This is a genomic window from Citrobacter sp. Cpo037 (assembly GCF_030332945.1).
GTDB classification, from domain to species: domain Bacteria; phylum Pseudomonadota; class Gammaproteobacteria; order Enterobacterales; family Enterobacteriaceae; genus Citrobacter; species Citrobacter portucalensis.
Genome location: NZ_JAOWGW010000046.1, coordinates 1 through 22,738 on the forward strand (window position 1 = coordinate 1; position 22,738 = coordinate 22,738).

Below are 22,738 nucleotides of genomic sequence, written 5' to 3' on the forward strand. Positions count from 1 at the left end.
AATCGGCCCAGATCCGCGAAATTTTAATCAGCGAGTCAGCTTGGGAAGAAATGACCTGCTTATTCGCACCTTCCCTAATAGCGAAAAATGGACACTTTCCAGTTTATGAATGTGCAGCGAGGTATGTTATAAAAATACAATAACGACTGAGGGTATTAATAAAGTGAAAAGTGTAAAGCTAATTGTCAGTACAATGTTCTGTGGAAGTTTGCTGCTGGCAACTGTGCCTACGCATGCGGCGTATAAAGCGGATGAAACGCATGTAATCCAGTTTAAGAAAGGTACCAGTGGCGCAGATATCAAGGGGACAATTACGGGCGATAAAACAAAAGATTATACGTTTGTCGCCAAAAAAGGGCAGACCATGCAAGCAGTTTTGAAAAGCGCCTGGCCTCATCCTTTCATGAGTATTATTGCGCCGGGCGAACAATTCATTTTTGATGGCATGATGAGTGGTGACACTTATAAAAATATACTGCCTGCCAGCGGTAAGTATACCATCAGAATATATCAAAAAGGCGCGGCTAAGGATGAGGGAAAAACCAACGCATTCCAGCTGCACATGAAAATTACCAACTGATCATGAGGAAAAGATCGCCCTGGTGGTGATCTTTTCCTTTGCTATTAAACTTCTTCACCAGAATAGGCCACAACGCAATTACGGCCTCGGTTTTTTGCCATATACAGGGCGCGGTCTGCGCAATCAGCAAGTTGTTCAGGGGCTGAACGGTTATCAACTGAGGTTACGATACCCAGGCTGATGGTGATGATGCGTGGAAAATCACCTTTAGTCGTGGTCTGAGTTTGTTGTTCTACGTGTTTTCTGATTCGCTCTGCGATGTTAAATGCTGCATCAGCGTTAGTTTCAGGTAGCAAAATAGCAAACTCTTCTCCGCCAATACGCGCCACGATGTCGTTACGCCGACTCAGTCGCTGCATAATTTCTGACAGTTTAATTATCACTCTGTCACCCTGCAAATGTCCCCAGGTGTCATTGACCGACTTAAAGAAATCAATGTCGCAAAAGACAATGCTCAGGGGTTTATGGGTTGCTGTCATTTTAATCTCATTGCTGAGTGCGTTATAAAAATAGCCACGGTTGAAAAGTCGGGTCATCGGGTCGCGGACTGAATTTTCATAGGATAATTCATAGGCCTGACGTGAGGCTTTGTAGCGCTTGAAAATATCAGACATGAGCACGATCATCACGGCCATTGCGCTAAGGCACTCCAGGCCTCTGGCGAGATACCATCCAGCGGAGTCTATATGCGTGTACTTCAGCATAATGATGACACTTAACAGATTGCTCAGGGCAACCAGTGACATACTTACCCAAAACTGTGTTTTTAGCTGGGTTAATTTTGCCCCTAATAAAACGATACAGGTCCACAAGATAATGAGGACATAAATAAAGCTACCACGCCAGGGTCTAAGCCATTCAAACGTTTCTGTATCAACCAACTGAAACGATATTGGCGTAATACGGATGGAGTAGAGGATAGCCATTACCAGATGCAACATGCACCATAAATAAGTGGCGTAAATAACTGTTTTACCATGCTTTTCTTTTTTATTCTTAAACGTATATAAATAGTATGTTGCAAAAAACAGCCCCGTAATTAACATGTTCCTCATAAAGTATAAAACAGCAATGTCATTGTAGATGACACCAGGAAGGCCGTTTTTATAAAAATAAATATAGAGCGCAAGAAATAAGAAAACCCCCGAGAAATAAAACGCGCAAGCCAGGGGTAAAAGATATTTTTTGTGCCGATAACTCATGTAATTCATCGTCATAAAGCACCCCGTCTGAATGTGCAATACACCAGCAAAGGTTGCAATAACCGGATAAAAAGAGAGGCTATAACGCTGATTACTAAAAGGGATATACCAAAGAAAAATGGATGTCGTTAGGGACAGGAGTAAAAAAAAAGTTAAATTCTTTTTGTGAATGTTTATTTGTGTTGTATTCATGATTTTTATGTATATAAAACAGCGCTATATTTCGGCTATCATCTCAGCTTTGTATTTTGTCTTTTTGATTTTTATTGCTGTTGATTTTTACTGGCAGGAAAAGTCAGGGAGGAATTGGTACTAAAAAAACGATAGAAAACAGATTTGTTTTTTTATATTAGGAGTTGCGCAATGAGTTCTTCATTGCGCAAGACTATTTAACGTATTGTGCGGATGGCGTTAATCAACCCCTGAACGCCTTTTTCAAGTTTGGAACGTGGACATCCGGCATTGAGGCGCACAAAACCTCGTCCTTCTTCTCCGTATGTGTATCCGGGCATGATGGCGACTTTCTGCTGATGGATGAGTGCTTCCTGCAGTGCATGGTCATCAAGGTTGAGTGGACGCAAGTCAATCCATGCCAGATAGGTGGATTGCGGAACCTGCCAGTTCAGTTCGGGGAATGCGTTATTCAGCTCATGCGCGATGTAATGCAGGTTACTGACAAGGTAATCCCGCAGCGCATCAAGCCAGCTAGCGCCCTGTTGGTAGGCTGCGATATGTGCGCTAAGCGCGAGCACTGCAGGTGAGGAAAGACCATCCCGACCCTTTAACGCACTGAGGTAATCGTTGCGACTCTGCTCATCCTCAATAATCCCGTAAGCCCCGGTTAACGCCGGAATATTGAAGCTCTTTGAACCGGAGGTGAACAGCGCCCAACTGTCGCGCGCGACGTTACTCCACGGGATGTGCGGCTGGTCTGCCCATACCATATCCATATGGATCTCATCAGAGATGACTTTTACACCGTGGCGCTGACACAGTTCCGCCATGGTTTCCAGTTCATCGCGCGTCCACACCTTACCGGTTGGGTTGTGCGGACTGCAAAGCAGAAGAATTTTACTTTCAGGCCGGGAGAGCGCTTTTTCCAGCGCAACCATGTCGCAAACCCAGCCGTCAGCGCGCTTTTCAAGTCCGACAGCGCATACCTGGCGCTGATTACCTTCAATCGCTTTGTAAAACGCGTCGTACGCCGGTGTATGAATTACCACCGCATCACCCGCAGAAGACCACTGGCGGATCAGCTCCGACACCATATAGATGACCGAGGGGCCATAAACCAGCGACTGAGGGTCGATTTGGGTATTATGACGCGTAAGAAACCAATGACTAATTGCCGCCAGAAATTCATCATTTTTCCAGCGGCTGTAACCCAGCACGCCATGTGACAGGCGCTGAGTCAGCGCCTCCAGAATGCAAGGTGCGGTGGCAAAATCCATATCGGAGATGGTGAACGGCAGCAGGTCGGCTGAACCAAAACGGTCGGCAACGTAATCCCACTGGGTACACCAGGTACCGTGCCTGTCCACCACCTTTGAAAAATCAAACATACTGTTGTCCTTATGCCTGTACGGTGTTCATCAGAACGGCGATCTCGTCTTTCACTGACTGGACCTGCGGACCAATAACGACCTGAAGGTTATGCTGATTGAGTTGTACTACGCCAATGGCGCGATTGTCCTTCAGCGCTTGTACGTTAACAAGCGACATATCTTTCACTGACAAGCGCAGACGGGTAATGCAGTTATCCAGGCTGACAATGTTTTCCGCACCGCCCAGCGCCGCCAGAATGGCAGGGACGTTGTAACCGGATTTACCCGGTGCACCCGCCATGACTTTTTCGATATTGCTGGCAATTTCGACGTCACGACCCGGGGTCTTCAGATTGAAACGTGTGATGGCGAAACGGAAGATCACGTAGTACACCGCGAACCAGATCGCCGCCACAACAGGGACCAGATACCACTTGGTTGAGAGCCCGTGCAGGATGCCGAACACCACAAAGTCAATCAGGTTACCGTCCGTGTTACCGATGGTGACGCCAAGCACCGCCATCACGGTGAAACCAAGACCGGTCAGCAGGGCGTGGATCACATACAGAACTGGGGCAACGAACAGGAATAAGAACTCAAGGGGTTCTGTTGTACCGCCGATCACGCAGGCAATGAGGCCAGAAATTAATAACCCTTTAATTTTATGACGATTTTCAGGGCGAGCACAGTGGTACATCGCGAGCGCTGCCCCCGGCAAACCACCGAGGAACGCTGGCATTTTACCCTGCGACAGGAAGCGGGTTGCGCTTTCAGAGAAACCTTGTGTTGTCGGGCAGCTCAGTTGAGCCTGGAAAATAGTCAGTGCGCCGCTTACGCTGTGACCGCAGACTTCCTGCGTGCCGCCAGCTTCGGTGAAGCGAATGAGCGCCACCAGAATATGATGCAGACCAAACGGCAGCAGCAGACGTTCACCGGTACCAAACAGCATTGGACCAAATTCACCCGCGCTGTTGATGATGTGGCCGAGCCCGTTAATGCCCATGGCGAAAACCGGCCAAACCAGGGGAATGACCAGGCCGACGAGTCCCATCACCACCGAAGAGATAATTGGTACAAAGCGGGTACCGCCGAAGAAGGCCAGTGCATCCGGCAGGCGAATATTGTGGAAACGTTCATGCAGCATCCAGACGATGATCCCGGCAATAACAGCGCCGAGGATCCCGGTGTCGATCGACTGGATCCCCAGGATATTCTGCACGTTGTTAGCCTTCAGGATCGTGGCATCCGTGGTAGGCAAGATACCTTTCGCGGTTAACCAGAAGTTGACGGCAAGGTTCATCACCGCATAACCAACAAAACCGGAAAATGCCGCTACGCCTTTGTTCTCGCGGGCCAGGCCGAGAGGTATGGCAATACAGAACATCACCGGTAAGAAGCTAAACGCAAATGAGCCTACTTTGCTCATCCAGGTAAAAATAGCCTGCAGTACCGGATTACCCAATGCCGGGATCAGCGTTAAGACATCATGACTACTTAACGAGCTGCCGATCCCTAACATGATCCCGCAGAATGAGAGCAGAGCCACGGGCAGCATAAAGGTTTTGCCCAACTGCTGGAAAAATTCCCATAACGTAATTTTTGGTGTGGTTCTCGTCGTCATCAAACGACTCCTCGTAAAAGCTAGCTGACTAATGATGGCGAGAAGATAAAACGTTTTACCTAATTTTAGTGCGGTACAAATCACATTATCGAACGATAATAGAGCGTATAAATATAAGTGATTGATAAAACGTTTTATCCGTCACGTTATCAGGGAGTTTTCCGTTTTTATGGCTATAGCCAAAAAAATAACTATCCATGATGTTGCGCTGGCCGCGGGCGTTTCGGTTAGTACCGTCTCATTGGTGCTTAGTGGAAAAGGCCGTATTTCATCCGCGACCGGCGAACGGGTGAATGCCGCTATTGAGCAACTGGGGTTTGTGCGTAATCGCCAGGCATCAGCGCTGCGTGGCGGGCAGAGCGGGGTAATTGGTTTGATCGTGCGCGACCTCTCCACCTCGTTTTACGCCGAATTGACGGCGGGTCTGACGGAAGCATTAGAAGCGCAGGGGCGCATGGTTTTTTTATTACATGGTGGCAGAGATGGCGAACAGCTGGCGCAGCGTTTCGCTATGCTGCTTAATCAAGGGGTTGATGGTGTGGTGATCGCCGGGGCTGCCGGCAGTAGCGACGACCTACAACAACTGGCCGCCGATAAGGGGATTCCGGTAGTGTTTGCGTCTCGGGCCAGCTACCTGGATGACGTTGACACCGTTAGGCCTGACAACATGCAGGCAGCGCAATTGCTGGTTGAACATCTGATACGCCATGGGCATCAGCGCATCGCGTGGTTGGGGGGGCAGAGTTCTTCATTGACCCGCGCAGAGCGTGTCGGCGGCTATTGTACGACGTTGCTAAAGTATCGTTTACCGTTTCATAGCGACTGGGTGCTGGAGTGCTCATCCAGCCAAAAGCAGGCCGCCGAGGAGGTGACCGCGCTGTTACGTCGTAACCCAACGATCAGCGCAGTGGTGTGCTACAACGAAACGATAGCCGTTGGCGCCTGGTTTGGCCTGATGAGAGCAGGGCGTCAGAGTGGTGAAATTGGCGTAGATCGCTACTTTGAACAGCAGGTCTCGTTAGCAGGATTTGCCGATGTAGCGGAAAATGCACTGGACGATATCCCCATTATTTGGGCCTGCACGCCCGCGCGTGAAATGGGATATACCCTTGCTGAGCGCATGCTACAGCGCATTGGGCACGATGATGGTCACTCGCGTAACTTAACGCTTTCCGCCCGTCTGGTGGTGGCAAAATAAAAAAGGCCCGATAAACACACGGTTATCGGGCCTGTTATCACGCGTATTTACTGTTGCGGAATAGCCGGGGCATCCGGTTCGCCGAGAGAAGGCATACCGAACATGCCAACAAACTCATCCAGCGACATTTTTTGTCCGTTTAACGTAACCTGGCCGTTTGCGTATTGCAGGCTGGAGCCGATGACGTTGTCCTGCATCGTTGTAATACGGAACATCTGACCCATTGCCGCCAGGCCATTCACCTGTTGTTTCGCCAGATCGGCCGCTTGTTCCTGCTGATACCCTTCAATTTTGGCAATCTGCGTCATGAACTCAGTCGCCATATCAACCGGAATCGTCAGCTTAGCATCCAGTGATTTGACCGAACGATCCACTTCCTGAGCCAGCGTTTGTGGTTCCTCAGTATTTGCTGTCGGATCTTTTAGCAGCAGTGACAAATTAAATGCGGTTTCACCTTTTGCATTTTTCCAGCTCAGCGGGGCAATGGTGATAACCGGCTCGCCTTTCATCAGAATCGGCAGTGCATTGAAGAAGGCTTCAGTGACTTTTTGCTGATAAAGCTCAGGATTTTGTACCACATCAATCTGCGCCATCAGCGCCTTGGTTTGGGCGCTATACTGCTGACTGAACTGGTGTAGTGCTTCACCGTCAATCTGGCCAACTTTCAGCGTCAGTTTACCGCTACCCATGTCCTGCCCCTGTAATTTCAGGCTGTTCAGCGTGTAATCCAGCTGGCTGTTGACTGTTTTACCCTCGTTGATCAGATCGGATTTGCCATCAATACCCATGCCTTCCAGTACCGCCAACTCTTTACCTTCGACGGAAATCGACAGTTTATCGAGTGACAATTTCTGGTCGCCGATGCGCTCACCAAAGCTGGCAATACTGCTGGAACCCTCAGTTTTCAGGTTATTGAAAGTCATCTGTACTTTCTGGTCATACTCGTTGACCGCATTGACCACGCCACTTTGCGCATTGCCTGTCAGCGAGACAGCGTTACCTTCTTTGTCTGCTGTAAACTGGAATTCCCCGCCGCTGAAGGCTACTTTTTCGTCGCCTTTCTCATAGTTCAGTGGTTTGAGGGAGAGATCGGAACGGGTATCGCCGCTGTAGCCGATACGGGAGTTAATGACAAATGGCGACTCACCTTTGGCAATATCAAACAGCGGTTTGGTAACGTCGTTATTGACCAGCGTCGTTTTCACGGAGGCCATAGCCGGGATCAGATTCAGTGATTTCAGTTGAGCCAGCGGGAATGGACCGTGATCGACGGTTTCATTCAGGACGATACTTTGCCCCGGTTTTAGCCAGGAATCTGCCTGCCCGGCGATGGGTTTCACCACCATTTGCAGTTGGCTATTGAACACCCCGCGCTGGTAGTTTTGATAACTCAGTTCAATACCCGCCTCAGGGGAGAAACGTTTTAACTGATCGTTTGCCTGCGTCACCATCTCGGCGAGATGCGTTTCAAGTTTCTTACCTGTGTACCAGGCACCGCCCGTCCAGACGATACCCAGCGCAACCACCACACCCGCAGCTACCAGCGATTTTTTCATTTCGATATCCATAAAATAAAACCAGGCGTTTGAAGACGCCTGGAGGAGTGACATGTCTTTAACTCACTACAGCTTAGCAAGAGTTGTTAAAAATATCAGTATCTTGCTATAGCTTGTTATAAACCCGGGCTAAACGACCTGCGCCACTGATGTTAACCGGCGATTCATTCGCGCCAATAAAGGCCGATTCACCCGGTCGCAGAACCAGACGTTGCTCGCCTTTGCTCAATACAGCTTCACCCTCTATGCAGAACAAAATGGCTGCACTTTGCTGGCTGATATCTGCGCCACTGGTAGTAAGCTCATGCAGCGAGAACGCAAAATCGTCAACCGGGATTGGGAAGTCCAGTTCACCATCAGATTCAACCGGCGTGGTCAGTAACTGGTTTGCTGGCTTGGCGACAAACTTCACGTTGGCGACCAGTTCCGGGATATCAATATATTTTGGCGTCAGTCCGGCACGCAGCACGTTGTCCGAGTTAGCCATCACCTCAAGTGCCACTCCTTGCAGGTAAGCGTGCGGGGTTTCGGCAAATAAGAACATAGCCTCGCCTGGATTGAGTTTCACCACATTGAGCAGCAGCGGGGAGAAGAGCCCACTGTCGTTCGGGTAGACGTCAGCGATCAGACGGATGGTTTGCCAGGGTTCACCCTGCTGGCTGTTCAGCGCCGATTTCAGGATCGCCAACGCATGGGATTTCTCCTCATCCTGCATATTCAGCAAGCTGGCGAAAAGATAGCTCAGACGTTCCGCACTCGGCTCTTCCAGGAAATGCGCAATAGCCGGATGTGCGGCGGAAACGGGTTGTAACAATGCAACAATTTCAGAGAACTCGCGGAATGCGTTCATCGCCAGGAAAGGCGTCAAAGCAAATACCAGTTCTGGTTTGTGATTAGGATCTTTGTAGTTGCGCTCGGCCGCATCCATCGGGATCCCTGCGGCGTTTTCTTTGGCAAATCCAATTTCAGAGTTGTGCTTGTTAGGATGAACCTGAATCGAAAGCGGTTGAGCAGCGCAGAGCACTTTAAACAGGAAGGGCAGTTCACCAAAACGTTGGGCAACGGCATCGCCCAGCAGTGCGGATTTATCGTGCTCGATAACGTCGCGCAGAGCAACCGTCTGACCGTCAGCGCCGAGAACCTGCGAACTGCTTTTCGGATGCGCCCCCATCCACAGCTCAGCCATCGGTTGCTGAGTGGGGTTGGCAATGCCATAGAGTTCCGTTAACGCCGTTTTACTTCCCCAGGCGTAGTTCTGCACTGAATTGATGAGTTTTTGCATTATCAAGCCCTGTTTCAATGTTGAATTTTCTACGGCTATTAAACCAAGAAACCCTGAGCGAAGTAACCTGCACATGTAAAAAGTCGTACTTGTCTCAGTTTTTGTTAAAAAAATGTGTAGGATATGGTGACTCGCTTTTAATACCCTGAGTAATTCCGGTTGCAGAAAGCTCTTCCTTCTACAACCGGATCTGCGGCAGGGAAGCAGGGCAATGGAACATCTGCCCAGAGAATAACCAGACCGAGCAGTAAGTGAGAGCACAATGTCAAACAAACCCTTTCATTATCAGCATCCTTTCCCCCTCAAAAAGGATGATACCGAATACTATCTGCTGACCAGCGACTATGTCTCTGTTGCCGAATTTGAAGGGCAGGAGATTGTTAAAGTTGCACCGCAAGCCTTAACCCTGTTGGCTCGTCAGGCCTTTCATGATGCGTCGTTTATGCTGCGTCCCGCACATCAACAGCAGGTAGCCGATATTCTGCGCGACCCGGAAGCCAGCGAAAACGACAAGTATGTGGCTCTGCAATTTCTGCGTAACTCTGACATCGCGGCAAAAGGCATTTTGCCGACCTGTCAGGACACCGGAACCGCGATTATTGTGGGTAAAAAAGGTCAGCGTGTCTGGACCGGAGGGGGCGATGAGGAGGCGCTGGCTCGTGGTGTGTATAACACCTATATCGAAGACAACCTGCGCTATTCACAAAACGCCGCGCTGGATATGTATAAAGAGGTGAACACCGGCACCAACCTGCCAGCACAAATCGATTTGTATACCGTCGACGGCGATGAATACAAATTCCTGTGCATTGCCAAAGGCGGTGGTTCGGCGAACAAAACCTATCTGTACCAGGAAACCAAAGCGCTGCTCACGCCGGGCAAATTAAAAAATTACCTGGTTGAGAAGATGCGTACGTTGGGCACTGCGGCTTGTCCGCCGTATCACATCGCGTTCGTAATCGGCGGAACATCGGCAGAAGCCACGCTGAAAACGGTCAAACTGGCTTCTGCAAAATACTACGACGAACTGCCGACAGAAGGTAACGAACATGGTCAGGCATTCCGCGATGTAGAGCTGGAAAAAGAGCTGCTGATTGAGGCGCAGAATTTGGGACTGGGCGCGCAGTTTGGCGGGAAGTATTTCGCGCATGATATCCGCGTGATCCGCCTGCCGCGTCACGGCGCGTCATGTCCGGTTGGTATGGGTGTTTCTTGCTCAGCCGATCGAAATATCAAAGCCAAGATCAACCGTGAAGGTATCTGGATCGAAAAACTGGAACATAATCCTGGCAAATTTATACCGGAAGAGCTGCGCCAGGCGGGAGAGGGCGAAGCGGTACGCGTTGACCTCAATCGTCCGATGAAAGAGATCCTGGCTCAGCTTTCCCAGTATCCGGTTTCCACGCGACTGTCGCTCAACGGTACAATTATCGTTGGCCGTGATATTGCGCATGCGAAACTGAAAGAACGTCTGGATAACGGCGAAAGTTTGCCGCAGTATGTTAAAGATCACCCGATCTATTACGCAGGTCCGGCAAAAACGCCGGAAGGCTATGCTTCGGGTTCGCTGGGGCCAACCACGGCCGGGCGTATGGACTCGTATGTTGACCAGCTTCAGGCTGCTGGTGGAAGCATGATCATGCTGGCGAAAGGCAACCGCAGCCAGCAGGTGACCGATGCCTGCCATAAGCATGGCGGCTTCTATTTAGGCAGTATTGGCGGCCCCGCCGCGGTGCTGGCCCAGGGCAGTATCAAGAGTCTGGAGTGCGTGGAATACCCGGAACTCGGGATGGAAGCCATCTGGAAAATTGAAGTGGAAGATTTCCCGGCGTTTATCCTGGTGGATGACAAAGGCAACGATTTCTTCAAGCAAATTCAGACGTCGCAGTGCGCACGCTGCGTTAAGTAACGTCAGCCGCCCTTCGGGGCGGTTTTTTTTACCGCACGAACCACCAAACGACAGCTTTAACCTCGTTAATACTCATAAGACCAATGCAAATGGGCAATGTCGAAACATAACCTAATCAACTGTTAATGTAAGGAGCAGGTAATGGTAACGGTACGCCGCGAGAATGATTCAATGGGGGCGATTGATGTTCCTGCCGATAAGCTTTGGGGCGCGCAAACCCAACGTTCACTGGAGCATTTTCGTATCTCAACGGAGAAAATGCCGGTCTCGTTGATCCATGCGCTGGCGCTGACGAAACGCGCTGCGGCAAAGGTTAACCAGGATCTGGGGCTGCTGGCGGAGGATAAAGCCAGGGCTATTATGCAGGCTGCAGATGAAGTGTTGGCAGATAAACACCGCGATGAGTTTCCGCTGGCCATCTGGCAAACTGGGTCCGGCACGCAAAGCAATATGAACATGAACGAGGTGCTGGCAAACCGGGCCAGCGAGTTGCTGGGCGGTGAGCGGGGAATGGAGCGGAAAGTACACCCCAACGATGATGTCAATAAAAGCCAAAGCTCGAACGATGTCTTCCCGACGGCAATGCACGTTGCCGCACTGCTGGCGCTGCGTAAATCTTTGATCCCACAATTAAATGTGTTGACCAAAACGCTCAGTGATAAGTCCCACGCTTTCGCCGATATCGTTAAAATTGGTCGTACACATCTGCAAGATGCAACTCCACTTACGCTTGGCCAGGAGATTTCCGGCTGGGTAGCAATGCTTGAACATAACCTCAGACACATTGAAAACAGTTTACCGCATGTGGCAGAACTGGCGTTGGGGGGAACCGCGGTAGGTACAGGACTGAACACTCATCCCGAATACGCCCGCCGGGTCGCGGATGAACTGCGGGTCATTACCTGCGCGCCGTTCGTTACCGCTCCGAATAAATTTGAAGCGCTGGCCACCTGCGATGCGCTGGTTCATGCCCACGGAGCGCTAAAAGGGCTGGCAGCATCGCTGATGAAAATCGCCAACGATGTACGCTGGCTGGCATCTGGCCCGCGCTGTGGTATTGGCGAAATTTCAATTCCGGAAAACGAACCGGGCAGCTCGATCATGCCGGGTAAAGTCAATCCTACCCAGTGTGAAGCGCTGACTATGCTTTGCTGCCAGGTGATGGGCAACGATGTCGCCATCAATATGGGCGGGGCGTCAGGTAACTTTGAGCTCAACGTCTATCGACCGATGGTCATCTACAACTTCCTGCAGTCGGTACGCCTGCTGGCGGACGGTATGGAAAGCTTCAATGAACATTGTGCGACGGGAATCGAGCCCAACCGTGAACGAATAGATCAACTGCTCAATGAGTCGCTGATGTTGGTGACCGCGCTCAACACCCATATCGGTTACGATAAAGCGGCTGAAATTGCCAAAAAAGCGCATAAAGAAGGGCTGACGTTAAAAGCCTCCGCACTGGCGCTGGGATATCTAACCGAAGCGGAGTTCGACAGCTGGGTACGTCCGGAGCTGATGGTCGGCAGCATGCGGCCAGGCAGTTAATCCGCAACGTACAGGTGCAGCCGGGGAATAATCAATCTCAACGGCTGAGCCTGAGGTTTAAAGCGATGCTGAACGTTTTCGGCATCGTAATTCAGTAACTCGCCGATATCCGGTACGGTCATACCGTTGTCGTTATTAAGCAAAGCAATCAGTGGTGTCGGGCAGGCATATTGCACCTGTTTTTGCTCTCCTTTGTACCAGACGCGGGCAATAGGCTGCACTTTTACCGGCCTTTTGATCTTCAGGCGGGCCTGCTGCGGTAAGGCGGCGATATCCTGATATTCGCGTTCAAGCTTCTGCTGCCATTCTTCACGAGTCCAGGGATGTACGCTGCGCGGTGAGGTCAGGCTTTTTTCCAGTTGCTGCAGTACTTCATCGCGTTTCAGGTTTTTAATAATGTGCTTGTTAGCCCAGCCGAACCGGAGGGTGGCAGGATCTCTGACAACGGTGAGCGTGCGATAGGCATTCAGTGTAATCAGCCCCGGCAGGTGGCGATGCACCCATTCGAAACGTGCTGCCGGCGCCAGCCCTGATTCTACTGTAACAATGCGCTCGAAGGTGGTTTTCAACTGGTTTATACGCTGGATTTGTTCTTCCAGAGCACATTGCGCCGCATTATCAACCTGGTAGCACAATACACCCGGTAGGCGGACGGCCGCTTTGCTGCTGCGGTTTTCGGACTGCTGCTGAATAAACAGGTGACGGTAATGACGCAATGCCAGCGCTTCAGCCTCTTTGCCTAAGTGCTGCTTAACATCAATGTTTTGCAGAGGGGCATGCTCTGCCTCTTTGACCACTTCCGGTAACGAGAATACGCGGGCAATAAGCAACGTCTGCTGCAACAGGTTTTCGTTCAGAAGCGCCAGTTCTTGTTCCATCTGGCGAAAGGTGCCGTTCAGGCGGTCAACGAGATCGTAACGGGCCATAGGTTTACCATTTTAGTTACAACATACTTTTTTATAACACAACATCCATCGCCTGACCACCGAGCAGAATAGGTCAGGCAGCTGAAATTTCAGGAATGTTATGCCAGACGGGCCAACGGAAAGTAAAACGGGCACCGCCAAGTTCACTTTCACCACAGACGACCGTCCCTCCCATAGCCAACGCTATTGAGTGGACGATGGCTAACCCAAGCCCACAACCCCCGGTCGCCCGATCGCGGCTGGGATCAAGGCGTACAAACGGTTCAAAAACCTGTTCACGTGCGTCTGGTGCAATACCGGGACCGTCGTCTTCCACTACCAGCGTGGCTTGATTGCCACTCAGCAGCAGACTGGCTTGCACTGTAGACTGGCAATAGCGTAGGGCATTGTTCAGCAAATTATCCAGGACCCGCTCCATCAGGCGCATATCCAACGCGCCGTAGTCGCCAGTTTCGAGATGACGTAATTTCACCACACGGTCAGGATTCACGCTTTGCACATCCTTCAGATGGGTGGTTAACCAAGCAGGTAGGTCCGGTACGCTGAGTTTCAGTTCATTTTGCGGGCGATCCAAGCGGGCGTAGGTCAGTAACTCTTCGATCAACGCTTCCAGTTGGCCGATATCACGATTCAGAGCCTGAGATTCCTGCTCGGTGAGGTTATCACTCATTTCCAGCCGGTAACGTAAACGTACCAGCGGGGTACGAAGCTCATGGGCAATACCATCGATAAGCTGTTTTTTACTGGCGATCAGCGCATTGATATTGTCGGCCATTTGATTAAACGCTACGCCCAGGCGCTCAAAGCTGGAACCACTGTCAAAATGAAGGCGTTCACTCAGATGTCCTTCACCAAAACGCTGTGCGGCGGATTCGAGTCTGAGCATTTCCTGCCAGTGCGGGCGCATCCAGATCAGTACCGGGAAGGCCAGTGAGATAGCAATAAACGCCATCAGCGCGATGTCCAGCAAGCGCATTTGATGAAGAAAATAGAGATAAGGAACCGGGCCGACGGCTAGCACGTAATGGCTGCGAGGAATGCGTTGAATAAAGGTGTATTGATCGTCAAGTGCAACAATATCGCCTTCGCGCAAACGCTGCATGGTTGGGGCATCCAGTGTGTACTTATTCAGCGGTTCAACGCGAAGGTCAAATGAGAGGTTTAAATCCATCTCCTTCAGCGTCTTACCCCAGTCGCGTGGCGGGATTTCGCGTAGTTCACTGCGCATCAGGTACAACGAGCTTTTCATCAAATCGTCGAGCGACTGTCTGCCTGCGCGTTCTGCGGTGAATTTGTATACCAGACCGACCAACAGGGTCATCACCAAAAAGCAGACAAACAGCAGGAGGTAAAACTGCACAAACAGTTTCTTCATAAAAAATCACCGAACGCTCAATAAGTTAGCGAGTGCACGTGTCCCTCAGGGGAAAAGTGGGCACAGCAGTATCCGCCGATGCGTGGGTTCAGAAAGGTTCTCCGATCACCATCCGGCGTGCTTGTCCACGCAGAGTACACTGTATATCTCTTTTCTGCATTCTTATGGCCCCTACGGGCGCAGAATGACCTTTCGCTGGATCACGCATTGCTTTCTATGCTGTAAGTAAATCAAAATCGGGATGGGGTTGTTCTGGCGTACGTCACGACCGCACCTAAAAGGTTACTTCGTTTCTCAACGTAGATGGTGTTGTTATATTCGTAGTTACCTTCGGGATAGCAAATTCTGATATTAGTCCCAAGGTCTGGATCGTCAACATCAGCCCCCGAACAGCTTTTCGAACTTCCTGTAGCATAGACGTATGTGGTGGTATAGGACGAGGGGACACCCGGAATGAACCAGGTTATCGCCATAACCATGATCACTGAAAACAGCACCATGGCAATGCTGATACCACCAAATAATTTTAGATAAGTTTGGAAGGGACTTTTTTTCATTATCCCATTACCTACCAGAAATAAGGTAATTAACAATGACACTGCCAGAGAAATAAGCATGAGGTATTTGGATGTGAGCGGGTAGAGAAATGTCGCTCTGTATATCGTTACCCTCCACCAGTAAAAGAGAAAAATTGCGCCGAGAGATGAGACGGTAACAAAAAACAAATATGGATATGAGTATTTTCTCATCCTTGTGACTCCAGAACAATTTCTCCATTTGGGTTTAATAAATTACCATTTGTTTTGAATAATGAAAACGGCTCTCTTGTTTGAATTGTTAGGTACGCCGCAGACCAGAGAATTTGCGCTATCTTTGGGGATATAGGCATAATAATAAAAGGGATATTCTCACCCGTGGCAGGGATGACTGACCTTGCGTATAATGCGTGTCGATACTTCCTGAAAAGTGCTGTGACTGAAAATATGAATCTCAATCGCTGTTGTTATTCGCTACTCATTTTCGCAGCGGTCGGCTGCATTTTCACCGCTTATCCTCTTGTTATATGGTTTCTACTCGCCAACGTTTTGACGCTGCTGTTATACGGCGTGGACAAAATGGCGGCACGTAAGGACTGGCGCAGAGTGCCGGAATCCACATTGCTGGTGTTTGGCGTTGTGGGCGGGTGGGGCGGCGCGATAGCGGGTCAACAAATCTTTCGCCATAAAACACAAAAGCAGCCTTTCAAAACCTACTTCATTATCAGTGTGATAGTGAGTATTTCTGTGATGGGCGTGATTTACAAGTTCTATCCATTTTTACCTTCCTGAGCATGGTTGGTGAATAAACTGCCGGTTTATTTGAGGCAGGAAATATATTTTTCACCTGAACGGCGCACAATTTCATCGGCATTTTGCGTAATATTTTTTCCTTCAAATGCGCCGTAAAGTTGCTTAAATTTCACTGTTCTCAGGCGTTGGATGATGTCGCTGACGGTGGCGGCTGGCAACGGTAGCATATTGGGGTAGCTCCACATAAATGAGACTGCATGGGCACCTGGTGTAACTTGAACGATGTCGCCAGAAAGCACGACGCCTTCGTCACGCGCCCAGTGCAGGACGCAGCCGCCAGCAAAGTGCCCGCCGAGACGTATCACCTTGACGTCACGGGTTAACTCAATGGTGTCGCCATCCCAGAATTTAATCCACGGGCTGTCGCGCATTACCCACCTTCTGTCGCTGGCATGAAGGTAAATCGGCGCGTTAAATTCCGCAGCCCAGTCCTGCATGGTGGTGTAGTAATGAGGATGCGAAATCGCGATAGCCTTAAGGCCGCCAAGGGACGTTATTAGCGTTTTTGTGGCATCGTCGAGCGTGGCAATGCAGTCCCACAGAATATTTCCTTCTGGGGTGCGCACAAGAAACGCGCGCTGATCAATTGCAAAATCAGGAACGGTGCGGATGCTGAGGAGAGTACTGTCGTGTTGCTTCCACTTATTTGTATGCGATGCACACAGGGTGTCAAAATCGATCCATTTCTGCCCGCTTGTGGGGACATATTGACGTCCATCCAGGCAGATATCGCAATGTTCCGGATGGGCGCCAGTTACCTCATAGGATGTTCCACAGGTTTTGCATAACGTGATCATCGTGTCCTCCTCATATACCGAACACAGTCAGCATGGCACACAGATACACAAGGATGTGCCTGTTAGTGCTCTACCCGATAAGCCAGTGATGATCGAAGTGGGGTTGTGGCTCAACCAAAAGAAAACAGGAATAATGCCGACACGGATCTTGTTGATTACCATCTTCCAGAGAAAAATGAGGATATTGTTTGGAAAATCGTCTGTTCAACACCTGGCTCAACCGTTGGGGGCTCACTCCAGATGGTGAACCGTTTGAAACGCACACATCGCAGCTTTTGCCTGTGGTGGTGGTCAAGGACGGGCAGAAAGCCATACTAAAGATTACCGACGATGACAGTGAACGGATCGGCTGTGAACTCATGGTCTGGTGGAACGGAAATGGCGCAGCGAAAGTACTTGCTCATGCAGCAGGGGCGATTCTGCTGGAACGTGCGACAGGGACAGAGTCTTTAGCGGACATGTCCTGGACTGGCAACGATGCGCAGGCCTGTCGCATTATTTGCCATGCTGCCAGTAGACTCCATCTCTCCCGAAATGCGTCTACGCCTGCGTTAACACCTCTGCACCATTGGTTTCGCGATCTGGCTCCTGCCGCGAAAAAGCATGGCGGTATCCTGACGCGTTGTGCTGCGGTGGCAAACGTACTGCTATCTTCACCCCATGATGAAGTCGTATTACATGGCGATCTACACCACGGCAATATTCTTGATTTCGGAACGAGGGGATGGCTGGCTATCGATCCCAAAGGGCTGGTGGGCGAGCGTGGCTTTGATTACGCCAATATCTTTACTAACCCCGATCTTGCCGAACCTACCAGACCTGTCGCCATTGAGCCGGAAAGATTCACGCAACGAGTCAACATTGTGTCTGAAATCGCCAGAATTGAACGGCAGCGTTTACTGATGTGGATTGTTGCCTGGTGTGGGTTGTCGTCCGTCTGGTTTCTGCAAGAGGGTGACAGCGCAACGGTACCTCTGCGTATTGCGGAGCTAGCGATGGCAGAACTTGCTTCAGGTGGTAATCAACTTTGATCTACGACACTGGGTTAGTAATTCTTAAGAGTTATCATTAGCCTGGTAAACGTTGTATTAATCAATCAATGAACGGCGGTGTGGTGTGTTGTTGAGCGAAAATTTGACAGGCCGGAAACAATGAACGCATTGTTTTCATTATTAAAAAAACGCCCGAATATTGTTTTGTTGATGGTCTTACTCATCGGGGCAAACATCGTAGCGTGGCTGTGGGCTTTCACCGCGTTTAGCAACAACACGTCATTACTGGCACTGAGTCTGATTGCGTGGTGCTATGGTTTGCGCCATGCCGTTGATGCCGATCATATCGCCGCGATAGACAGCGCGACGCGTAAACTCATGCAGCAGAAAAAACGTGCCTTGACGACGGGAGCCTGGTTTTCTTTGGGGCACTCCACCATTGTGGTACTGGCAAGCATTGGCATTGCACTGACCACCAGCGTGTTTAAGCAACATATGGCATGGTTTCAGAATGTCGGCGGTCTGATAGGAACTACGGTTTCTGCCGTATTTTTGCTGATTCTGGCTACCATTAATCTCATTATTTTCTGCCAGGTCTGGAAGGCATTCCGCCATCTTAAACGCACCGGTACTTACGATGGCACCACGGAAGACATTACAGTTTCAGGCCCCCTAAACTGGCTTTTCCGCTCAGCGTTTCGGCTGGTAGGTAAAGACTGGCATATGTATTTTGTCGGCTTTCTGTTTGGTCTGGGTTTTGATACCGCCACTGAAATTTCTCTGCTGGGAATTTCTGCTTCAAGCGCGTCCAGCGGCATGTCAGTTTGGTCAATTCTCGTATTCCCGGCACTGTTTACCTGCGGTATGGCGTTAATTGATTGTCTCGACAGTATTCTGATGGTTGAGGCCTACGGATGGGCGTTCAATAAGCCGCAACGTAAGCTCTATTACAATATGACCATTACCGGGACTTCCGTGATTGTTGCGCTATTTATTGGCGGGCTGGAGGCGCTGGGACTTCTCTCTGACGCGTTTTCGCTCCAGGGTGGTTTGTGGGATACCGTCAGCAATTTGAGTGACCATATGGGGAATGTCGGTTTTGCGATTATTGGCGTCTTTATCGGCTGCTGGATTATCTCCGCCGTAAACTACCGTTGGAAAAAATACGACGGACTGACGTTTAGCTGACACAAAAGCAAGCCTTCCAGGAACAGGAAGGCTTTGATCTTTTTAAGACTGACTAATTCGCGTTCACGGGTTGTGGTTTTTCAGTACTCTTTTTCAGGATCCGGTTAGCCAGCACGCCAGACATCATCGAACCGTTCACGTTTAATGCCGTTCTGGCCATATCGACGACAGGCTCGATAGCAATGAAAATCCCCACCAGCGCGACCGGGAAGTTCAGCGTTGAAAGGACGATCAGTGCAGCAAATGTTCCGCCACCGCCTACACCCGCCACCCCAATAGAACCCAGCGCAATCGCAGGAAGCATGGCGAGCAAAAAATGTACTGATAGCGGATCAATCCCAATTGTTGGAGCAATCATCGCCACCATAATAGCCGGGTAGATCCCGGCGCAGCCGTTTTGCCCCATGCTGGAGCCGAATGAAGCCGCAATATTAGCAATGGTGTTTTGCACGCCAAATTTTTCCTGTGCGGAAATAGCCAGTGGAATAGATGCTACACTGCTGCGTGAAACAAATGCAAAAGTTAATACTGGCCAGACAGTTTTAAAATAGTGAACGGGATTATTTCCGCTCAGAACCAGTATCAGTGCGTGGACGATAAACATCATCAGAATCGCAAGGTAACAGGCAGCAATAAAGCCTAACAAACTGGCAAATTGTTCAAATCGATATGCGGAAAATACGCCTGCCATTAATGCCATCACACCATAAGGGGTGAGGGCAATAACGATGCGCACCATTTTCATCACCCAAATCTGGATAGCGTTAATACCAGCACTTAATTTTTCACCTTCTTGCGGGGCGTCTTGTTTGACCTTTAATAATGCCACGCCGGCAAGCAGGGTGAAGATAACAATGCCAATGACGGAAACGCTTCTGGCTCCTGTTAGGTCGAGGAAGATATTCGTGGGGATCAGAGATATAACCAGTTTAGGTAGTGAAATGGCGGCAGTTTTACTCACATCGTCTGCAGTCAGTGTGGACTGCATATGAACAAACGCACTGGCGTCCAGACCTAATACATGCGCAGTCAACAGCCCAATAAAACCGGCAATCATTACCAGACAGAGCATGCATCCGACAATGGTTAACGACATTTTCCCAATGCCAGCGCTGTTTTCGAGCTTATTAATGGCTGAGAGAATAGAGATGAAAATCAGCGGAACCGCAACCAGTTTCAGTAAATTAACATAACCGTTGCCGATAACATTATACCAGTCGATAACTGTTTTACTTTCGTCAGCAGCAATGAGATGCAGGGATAAGCCGATAACGGCACCCATAAAAATAGCGATGAAGACGCTTTTTGAAAGAGAGTGACTTTTTTGGTTGATTCTAAAAATTGCCCATGAACAAACCAAAAAGAACGCGATATACGCAAGCGTTACGAACATATTGTAGCCTCTTGCCTCATTCAGCACCTGAAATGCCGGAAAGAGTTTTGTTAGTGCGAAAAAACCTATGAACCATAAGGGTTCAGGACCGCGACGGATTATAGGGAGGGGGGTGGGCTACAGCCACACAAAAAGTGTGGAACGGCTTCGGATGGCGTTTATATGCCTGTTCTGTAGACGATTGCACGTGACAGTGTAACGTATTGCGAATAATCCAGCCGACCAATGAGATCGGCCCGGTGGCATTACTTCTGCGGCTCGTCGTCCCAGGCGTGCGGTGCGAACAGATAACCTTTGTTGCGTACCGTTTTGATTCGATAGGGTTCAGTCGCGTTATCGAGAAGTTTTTTGCGTAAGCGGGAAATCGCGACATCGACGCTGCGATCCATACCGTCATAACTTACGCCACGCAGGTTCTTTAGCAACGCATCACGGTCCATAATCTGCCCGGCATGGGTTGCCAACTCCCACAGTAATTCAAAATCAGCGGTGGAAAGAGAGATTTGCTCGCCGCCGAGCAGCACGGAGCGGTTGGTGGGATCGATAGTGAGTGTGCCAAAGCGCAGCGTTGTGTGCGGTGTGATGGTTGCCGCCTGAATGCCTTTAGACTGTGCTGAGTGTTCATTCTGGCGCAGGTGCAGGCGCAGGCGAGCCAGCAGCACAGCTGGCGGCGTTGTCTTCAGGATGTAGTCACAGGCGCCCATTTCCAGCGCAAGGATATGGTTCATGTCGCTGTCCAGCGAGGTGAGCAGGACAATCGGGCCTTGCCAGCGCCCGCGTAAATCGCGGCAGATAGTCATCCCGTCTTTGCCCGGCAGCATGATATCTAATAACACCAGATCGGGTTGAACGTGCAGGATTTTCTCCTCGGCCAAATCACCACGAGGTTCAAGGATAACCTCAATATCATGCCGGGCCAGATAGGCTGCAATCAGTGAGCCAACTTCGGGATCATCTTCAACAAATACGATGGTGTTCATATCATTCATTTTGAATATAAAACGCCAACATACACCGCCCCGGTTATTCCTTCCATTAATCTTTTCTAAACAAGAACGCTTCCGTTATGCTAGAGGCTGATGTTATTGATGTGTTAAGGCAGAGTGATGGGACTCGTTATAAAAGCGGCGCTTGGTGCGCTGGTGGTGGTGTTGATTGGTTTGCTGGCGAAAACAAAGAATTACTATATTGCTGGATTAATTCCACTGTTCCCGACGTTTGCGTTGATTGCCCACTACATCGTGGCCAGTGAGCGTGGGATCGAGGCGTTACGTACAACCATTGTATTCAGTATGTGGTCGATTATTCCCTATTTTGTCTACCTTGTTTCACTGTGGTATTTCACCGGGTTTATGCGCTTACCCGTCGCGCTCGGCGGTGCAGTAGTGTGCTGGAGCCTGAGCGCGTGGTTGCTGATCTTTTGTTGGATCAAACTGCACTAACGCAGATGACGCCCGCCATCAAGGGCAAAACTACGTCCGGTGACAAAACAACTGGTTAGTAGGTAGTCAATTAAATCTATGACCTCTTTTTCACCAGGCGCAGTTTTCATCAGTGATTTGTTCAGTGCCTGCTGGCGATACTCTGCATCGTCACCCTCGTTAAACAGGATAAGTGAGGGGGCAATCGCGTTCACTTTCACTTCCGGTGCCAGTTTGCGCGAGAACGAGCGGGTCATATTGTCCAGTGCCGCTTTGCTGGCAGCATAAGCAATGTGCTTGTCGCTGCCGCGCTCCACAACATAATCCGTAAAATGGATGATGTCGCTGGCTGCGTGCCCATGACCGCGTAGCAATCCTTCCAGCGCGTGGTTGAGCAGGTAGGGCGTATTGACATGAATCTGCATCATTGCTGACAGCACGTCAGTCAGCGGCGTACCGGGCTTTTCTGCAAGCCAGGCGCTGGCATTATGCACAATGGCGCGCAAGCCATCGGTTTGTGCTTTGACCTCATCAGCAAAGGCCAGCACGCCTTCATCCGTGGAAAAGTCAGCAGGGATACAAATCGCGCCAGCTTCTCGCAGGCCGTCAATGGCAGGATAGTGTGTACGGTAGCTGACGATAACTGGCTGTTTTTGGTTCAGAAAGTGCCATGCGACGGCGAGGCCGATACGACGACCACCTCCGGTGATAAGAATTGGCAAAGGAGGTTTTTTACCCATTGTTATACTCAGGCTCCATTAAAAACAGCATCTTACAAGATAAAGGGTGTAAGTGGTGTATGAAACATTGATGAGTGGTGCAAACTCATTTGTACACAGTAGCACACAGGAAAAAAGTTG

The 22,738-nt window shown here is 50.0% G+C and carries 20 protein-coding genes; 8 read left to right on the plus strand and 12 right to left on the minus strand.

The annotated features are described in order from the left end of the window. Positions 1-163: 163 nt before the first annotated feature. Positions 164-580 carry a DNA breaking-rejoining protein gene (locus OGX94_RS06040; RefSeq protein ID WP_257661702.1) on the plus strand — a complete coding sequence of 139 codons (417 nt, stop codon included), beginning with the start codon at positions 164-166 and terminating at the stop codon, positions 578-580. A 44-nt stretch (positions 581-624) separates the two neighbouring features. Here the strand turns inward: OGX94_RS06040 and OGX94_RS06045 are convergent, their stop codons facing one another. The 3 genes from OGX94_RS06045 to malX all read right to left on the minus strand — a co-directional run bounded on the left by OGX94_RS06045 (position 625) and on the right by malX (position 4,947). Next, positions 625-1,974, minus strand: coding sequence for a sensor domain-containing diguanylate cyclase (locus OGX94_RS06045; RefSeq protein ID WP_257661703.1), 1,350 nt, complete (start codon positions 1,972-1,974; stop codon positions 625-627). Between the two features lie 197 nt (positions 1,975-2,171). Next, positions 2,172-3,344 carry a MalY/PatB family protein gene (locus tag OGX94_RS06050; protein WP_003832814.1) on the minus strand — a complete coding sequence of 391 codons (1,173 nt, stop codon included), beginning with the start codon at positions 3,342-3,344 and terminating at the stop codon, positions 2,172-2,174. Positions 3,345-3,354: 10 nt separating this feature from the next. After that, on the minus strand, positions 3,355-4,947 hold the full coding sequence (malX, locus tag OGX94_RS06055) for a maltose/glucose-specific PTS transporter subunit IIBC (RefSeq protein ID WP_257661704.1): 1,593 nt from the start codon (positions 4,945-4,947) through the stop codon (positions 3,355-3,357). 169 nt (positions 4,948-5,116) lie between these two features. On the opposite strand from malX, the gene OGX94_RS06060 reads away from it, so the two are divergent. Continuing rightward, entirely contained in the window at positions 5,117-6,145 is a 1,029-nt protein-coding gene (locus OGX94_RS06060; RefSeq protein WP_257661705.1) for a Mal regulon transcriptional regulator MalI, read from the plus strand. A 47-nt stretch (positions 6,146-6,192) separates the two neighbouring features. On the opposite strand, the gene OGX94_RS06065 is transcribed toward OGX94_RS06060, so the two are convergent. Both OGX94_RS06065 and manA read right to left on the minus strand, forming a co-directional pair. Beyond that, a complete protein-coding gene (locus tag OGX94_RS06065) occupies positions 6,193-7,701 on the minus strand; it encodes a YdgA family protein (protein ID WP_191221520.1) in 1,509 nt (502 codons plus the stop codon). A 106-nt stretch (positions 7,702-7,807) separates the two neighbouring features. Beyond that, positions 7,808-8,983, minus strand: a complete 1,176-nt coding sequence (gene manA, locus OGX94_RS06070) for a mannose-6-phosphate isomerase (protein WP_193133976.1) — start codon at positions 8,981-8,983, stop codon at positions 7,808-7,810. 262 nt (positions 8,984-9,245) lie between these two features. Here manA and fumB point away from each other — a divergent pair, with 262 nt between their 5' ends. After that, positions 9,246-10,892, plus strand: coding sequence for a class I fumarate hydratase (gene fumB, locus OGX94_RS06075; protein ID WP_003832822.1), 1,647 nt, complete (start codon positions 9,246-9,248; stop codon positions 10,890-10,892). A gap of 141 nt (positions 10,893-11,033) precedes the next feature. Beyond that, a complete protein-coding gene (gene fumC / locus OGX94_RS06080; protein WP_257661706.1) occupies positions 11,034-12,437 on the plus strand; it encodes a class II fumarate hydratase in 1,404 nt (467 codons plus the stop codon). Here fumC and tus read toward each other — a convergent pair. The 3 genes from tus to OGX94_RS24805 form a co-directional block, all read right to left on the minus strand. Further along, complete coding sequence (gene tus, locus OGX94_RS06085; protein ID WP_003832827.1) at positions 12,434-13,363, minus strand: DNA replication terminus site-binding protein; 930 nt, start codon at positions 13,361-13,363, stop codon at positions 12,434-12,436. The genes fumC and tus overlap by 4 nt on opposite strands. 73 nt (positions 13,364-13,436) lie before the next feature. Further along, a complete protein-coding gene (gene rstB / locus OGX94_RS06090; RefSeq protein WP_257661707.1) occupies positions 13,437-14,738 on the minus strand; it encodes a two-component system sensor histidine kinase RstB in 1,302 nt (433 codons plus the stop codon). 230 nt (positions 14,739-14,968) lie between these two features. Further along, the gene (locus OGX94_RS24805; RefSeq protein WP_126318184.1) at positions 14,969-15,487 is read right to left on the minus strand and encodes a hypothetical protein; all 519 of its coding nucleotides are present in this window, start codon (positions 15,485-15,487) and stop codon (positions 14,969-14,971) included. 234 nt (positions 15,488-15,721) lie between these two features. Here OGX94_RS24805 and OGX94_RS06095 point away from each other — a divergent pair, with 234 nt between their 5' ends. Beyond that, a complete protein-coding gene (locus tag OGX94_RS06095; RefSeq protein WP_032934568.1) occupies positions 15,722-16,066 on the plus strand; it encodes a DUF1294 domain-containing protein in 345 nt (114 codons plus the stop codon). Positions 16,067-16,092: 26 nt separating this feature from the next. Here the strand turns inward: OGX94_RS06095 and OGX94_RS06100 are convergent, their stop codons facing one another. Beyond that, a complete protein-coding gene (locus OGX94_RS06100) occupies positions 16,093-16,884 on the minus strand; it encodes an MBL fold metallo-hydrolase (protein WP_257661708.1) in 792 nt (263 codons plus the stop codon). Positions 16,885-17,072: 188 nt separating this feature from the next. Between OGX94_RS06100 and OGX94_RS06105 the strand changes: the two genes are divergently transcribed. Continuing rightward, positions 17,073-17,915 (plus strand): aminoglycoside phosphotransferase family protein, encoded by an 843-nt coding sequence (locus OGX94_RS06105; protein WP_003832836.1) that lies wholly within the window; start codon positions 17,073-17,075, stop codon positions 17,913-17,915. Between the two features lie 120 nt (positions 17,916-18,035). Then, positions 18,036-19,064, plus strand: a complete 1,029-nt coding sequence (locus OGX94_RS06110) for a HoxN/HupN/NixA family nickel/cobalt transporter (RefSeq protein ID WP_257661709.1) — start codon at positions 18,036-18,038, stop codon at positions 19,062-19,064. 52 nt (positions 19,065-19,116) lie between these two features. Here the strand turns inward: OGX94_RS06110 and OGX94_RS06115 are convergent, their stop codons facing one another. Then, positions 19,117-20,457 carry an L-cystine transporter gene (locus OGX94_RS06115; protein WP_286568905.1) on the minus strand — a complete coding sequence of 447 codons (1,341 nt, stop codon included), beginning with the start codon at positions 20,455-20,457 and terminating at the stop codon, positions 19,117-19,119. A gap of 245 nt (positions 20,458-20,702) precedes the next feature. Further along, a complete protein-coding gene (gene rstA / locus OGX94_RS06120; RefSeq protein ID WP_003832842.1) occupies positions 20,703-21,446 on the minus strand; it encodes a two-component system response regulator RstA in 744 nt (247 codons plus the stop codon). Between the two features lie 117 nt (positions 21,447-21,563). On the opposite strand from rstA, the gene OGX94_RS06125 reads away from it, so the two are divergent. Continuing rightward, positions 21,564-21,899 (plus strand): GlpM family protein, encoded by a 336-nt coding sequence (locus OGX94_RS06125; protein WP_003832844.1) that lies wholly within the window; start codon positions 21,564-21,566, stop codon positions 21,897-21,899. On the opposite strand, the gene folM is transcribed toward OGX94_RS06125, so the two are convergent. Next, on the minus strand, positions 21,896-22,618 hold the full coding sequence (gene folM, locus OGX94_RS06130) for a dihydromonapterin reductase (RefSeq protein WP_003832846.1): 723 nt from the start codon (positions 22,616-22,618) through the stop codon (positions 21,896-21,898). The two genes, OGX94_RS06125 and folM, sit on opposite strands and share 4 nt — an antisense overlap. Positions 22,619-22,738: the final 120 nt, after the last annotated feature.

Bases quoted from the DNA above. Each gene is read 5' to 3' on its own strand.
- OGX94_RS06065 (WP_191221520.1), bottom strand. From the start codon at position 7,701: ATGAAAAAATCGCTGGTAGCTGCGGGTGTGGTGGTTGCGCTGGGTATC.
- malX (WP_257661704.1), bottom strand. From the start codon at position 4,947: ATGACGACGAGAACCACACCAAAAATTACGTTATGGGAATTTTTCCAG.
- fumC (WP_257661706.1), top strand. From the start codon at position 11,034: ATGGTAACGGTACGCCGCGAGAATGATTCAATGGGGGCGATTGATGTT.
- OGX94_RS06095 (WP_032934568.1), top strand. From the start codon at position 15,722: ATGAATCTCAATCGCTGTTGTTATTCGCTACTCATTTTCGCAGCGGTC.
- folM (WP_003832846.1), bottom strand. From the start codon at position 22,618: ATGGGTAAAAAACCTCCTTTGCCAATTCTTATCACCGGAGGTGGTCGT.
- OGX94_RS24805 (WP_126318184.1), bottom strand. From the start codon at position 15,487: ATGAGAAAATACTCATATCCATATTTGTTTTTTGTTACCGTCTCATCT.
- rstA (WP_003832842.1), bottom strand. From the start codon at position 21,446: ATGAATGATATGAACACCATCGTATTTGTTGAAGATGATCCCGAAGTT.
- OGX94_RS06060 (WP_257661705.1), top strand. From the start codon at position 5,117: ATGGCTATAGCCAAAAAAATAACTATCCATGATGTTGCGCTGGCCGCG.
- manA (WP_193133976.1), bottom strand. From the start codon at position 8,983: ATGCAAAAACTCATCAATTCAGTGCAGAACTACGCCTGGGGAAGTAAA.
- rstB (WP_257661707.1), bottom strand. From the start codon at position 14,738: ATGAAGAAACTGTTTGTGCAGTTTTACCTCCTGCTGTTTGTCTGCTTT.
- OGX94_RS06050 (WP_003832814.1), bottom strand. From the start codon at position 3,344: ATGTTTGATTTTTCAAAGGTGGTGGACAGGCACGGTACCTGGTGTACC.
- tus (WP_003832827.1), bottom strand. From the start codon at position 13,363: ATGGCCCGTTACGATCTCGTTGACCGCCTGAACGGCACCTTTCGCCAG.
- OGX94_RS06045 (WP_257661703.1), bottom strand. From the start codon at position 1,974: ATGAATACAACACAAATAAACATTCACAAAAAGAATTTAACTTTTTTT.
- OGX94_RS06110 (WP_257661709.1), top strand. From the start codon at position 18,036: ATGAACGCATTGTTTTCATTATTAAAAAAACGCCCGAATATTGTTTTG.
- OGX94_RS06115 (WP_286568905.1), bottom strand. From the start codon at position 20,457: ATGTTCGTAACGCTTGCGTATATCGCGTTCTTTTTGGTTTGTTCATGG.
- OGX94_RS06100 (WP_257661708.1), bottom strand. From the start codon at position 16,884: ATGATCACGTTATGCAAAACCTGTGGAACATCCTATGAGGTAACTGGC.
- fumB (WP_003832822.1), top strand. From the start codon at position 9,246: ATGTCAAACAAACCCTTTCATTATCAGCATCCTTTCCCCCTCAAAAAG.
- OGX94_RS06125 (WP_003832844.1), top strand. From the start codon at position 21,564: ATGGGACTCGTTATAAAAGCGGCGCTTGGTGCGCTGGTGGTGGTGTTG.